Origin of the sequence: Latilactobacillus graminis DSM 20719, assembly GCF_001436415.1 — a bacterium.
GTDB lineage: Bacteria > Bacillota > Bacilli > Lactobacillales > Lactobacillaceae > Latilactobacillus > Latilactobacillus graminis.
This window is the reverse complement of the sequence record NZ_AYZB01000016.1, coordinates 1-3,276: the sequence shown is the minus strand read 5'-3', so window position 1 is coordinate 3,276 and position 3,276 is coordinate 1. Positions and strand designations below refer to the sequence as shown.

The window sequence follows — 3,276 nt, the reverse complement described above, 5'->3', positions numbered from 1 at the left end:
GCGCGGCAACGTCCTATCCTCGCAGGTAGTTTCCCACCAACTACTATCGGCGCTAAGAAGCTTAACTTCTGTGTTCGACATGGGAACAGGTGTATCCTTCTTGCTATCGCCACCACACTATTTTGTGCCTAAGCACTGAGAAGAACTTCGTTCTCTCAAAACTGCATAATAAGTAATATCTTCATTTCAAAAGCCTCACATTGCACCTTTGGTTAAGTCCTCGACCGATTAGTACTAGTCCGCTCCATACATCGCTGTACTTCCACTCCTAGCCTATCTACCTGATCATCTTTCAGGGGTCTTACTTCCATAAAGGAATGGGAAATCTCATCTCGAGGGGGGCTTCACACTTAGATGCTTTCAGCGTTTATCCCGTCCATACATAGCTACCCAGCGATGCGCCTGGCGGCACAACTGGTACACCAGAGGTATGTCCATCCCGGTCCTCTCGTACTAAGGACAGCTCCTCTCAAATTTCCTGCGCCCGCGACGGATAGGGACCGAACTGTCTCACGACGTTCTGAACCCAGCTCGCGTACCGCTTTAATGGGCGAACAGCCCAACCCTTGGGACCGACTACAGCCCCAGGATGCGATGAGCCGACATCGAGGTGCCAAACCTCCCCGTCGATGTGGACTCTTGGGGGAGATAAGCCTGTTATCCCCAGGGTAGCTTTTATCCGTTGAGCGATGGCCCTTCCATACGGAACCACCGGATCACTAAGTCCGACTTTCGTCCCTGCTCGATTTGTCAATCTCACAGTCAAGCTCTCTTATACCTTTACACTCTACGAATGATTTCCAACCATTCTGAGAGAACCTTTGAGCGCCTCCGTTACACTTTAGGAGGCGACCGCCCCAGTCAAACTGCCCACCTGACACTGTCTCCCGCCACGCTTAGTGGCGCGGGTTAGAGTGGTCATACAGTTAGGGTAGTATCCCACCAACGCCTCCATCGAAACTAGCGTTCCGATCTCTACGGCTCCTACCTATCCTGTACAAACTGTACAAACACTCAATATCAAGCTACAGTAAAGCTCCATGGGGTCTTTCCGTCCTGTCGCGGGTAACCCGCATCTTCACGGGTATTATAATTTCACCGAGTCTCTCGTTGAGACAGTGCCCAAATCATTACGCCTTTCGTGCGGGTCGGAACTTACCCGACAAGGAATTTCGCTACCTTAGGACCGTTATAGTTACGGCCGCCGTTTACTGGGGCTTCAATTCTGGGCTTCGCTTACGCTAACTCATCCTCTTAACCTTCCAGCACCGGGCAGGCGTCAGCCCCTATACGTCATCTTTCGATTTTGCAGAGACCTGTGTTTTTGATAAACAGTTGTTTGGGCCTATTCACTGCGGCTGACCTGACGGTCAGCACCCCTTCTCCCGAAGTTACGGGGTCATTTTGCCGAGTTCCTTAACGAGAGTTCACTCGCTCACCTTAGGATATTCTCCTCGACCACCTGTGTCGGTTTACGGTACGGGTAGTTTATTTCTCACTAGAAGCTTTTCTTGGCAGTGTAACATCAGGAACTTCGCTACTTAATTTCGCTCCCCATCACAACTTGTCCTTATAGAATCAAGCATTTCACTCAACTCAAGACTCGTTGCTTAGACACACATTTCCAGTCGTGTGCATTCCTTAGCTTCCTGCGTCCCTCCATCGTTCAAACAAAATAAACTAGTACAGGAATCTCAACCTGTTGGCCATCGACTACGCCTTTCGGCCTCGCCTTAGGTCCCGACTAACCCTGGGAGGACGAGCCTTCCCCAGGAAACCTTAGTCATACGGTGGATCAGATTCTCACTGATCTTTCGCTACTCATGCCGGCATTCTCACTTCTAAGCGCTCCACTAGTCCTTACGATCTAGCTTCATTGCCCTTAGAACGCTCTCCTACCGCGGACACTTACGTGTCCACCCACAGTTTCGGTATTATGTTTAGCCCCGGTACATTTTCGGCGCAGCGGCACTCGACTAGTGAGCTATTACGCACTCTTTAAATGGTGGCTGCTTCTGAGCCAACATCCTAGTTGTCTGTGCACCGCCACATCCTTTTCCACTTAACATAAATTTTGGGACCTTAACTGGTGATCTGGGCTGTTTCCCTTTCGACTACGGATCTTATCACTCGCAGTCTGACTCCCGGAACTAAATCGATGGTATTCGGAGTTTATCTGAATTCAGTAACCCATGACGGGCCCCTAGTCCAAACAGTGCTCTACCTCCATGATCCATTATTCCGAGGCTAGCCCTAAAGCTATTTCGGAGAGAACCAGCTATCTCCAAGTTCGATTGGAATTTCACCGCTACCCACACCTCATCCCCGCCATTTTCAACTGACGTGGGTTCGGTCCTCCAGTGTGTTTTACCACACCTTCAACCTGGACATGGGTAGGTCACTTGGTTTCGGGTCTACATCTATATACTCATTCGCCCATTTCAGACTCGCTTTCGCTACGGCTCCAGCTTTTCACTTTAACCTCGCATATAAACGTAACTCGCCGGTTCATTCTACAAAAGGCACGCCATCACTCATTAACGAGCTTTGACTAATTGTAGGCACACGGTTTCAGGATCTATTTCACTCCCCTTCCGGGGTGCTTTTCACCTTTCCCTCACGGTACTGGTTCACTATCGGTCACTAGGGAGTATTTAGCCTTGGGAGATGGTCCTCCCGGATTCCGACGGAATTTCACGTGTTCCGCCGTACTCAGGATCCAGAACGGAGGTTAAGTTGTTTAATCTACGTGGTTATCACACTCTTTGACTCAGCTTCCCAGCTGATTCGATTACAACTTAACTTGGTAACTCCAATGTTCTGTCCTACAACCCCAAGAAGCAAGCTTCTTGGTTTGGGCTCTTCCCCGTTCGCTCGCCGCTACTTAGGGAATCGATTTTTCTTTCTCTTCCTGCAGGTACTTAGATGTTTCAGTTCCCCGCGTCTACCTTCACTAAGCTATGTATTCACTTAGTGATAATACCCGACTAAAGGTATTGGGTTCCCCCATTCGGAAATCTCCGGATCAAAGCTTACTTACAGCTCCCCGAAGCATATCGGTGTTAGTACCGTCCTTCATCGGCTCCTAGTGCCAAGGCATCCACCGTGCGCCCTTTATAACTTAACCTAACTTTACCGATGGTAAAGGGTTATTATTTGAGTTTAGCGATATGAACTAATTCATATTTCTTTTAAAAAACTCTTTAAAACGCAATGTTTTCTCGGCTTTTAAAACTAATATATTACTTATTATCCAGTTTTCAAAGAACAAAGTTT

At 48.5% G+C, this 3,276-nt stretch carries 2 rRNA genes; both read right to left on the bottom strand.

Annotated features, from left to right (window positions below):
- Window positions 1–117: ribosomal RNA gene (rrf, locus tag FC90_RS04140) — 5S ribosomal RNA — on the bottom strand.
- Window positions 118–208: 91 nt separating this feature from the next.
- Window positions 209–3,127 (bottom strand): 23S ribosomal RNA (locus FC90_RS04135).
- Window positions 3,128–3,276: the final 149 nt, after the last annotated feature.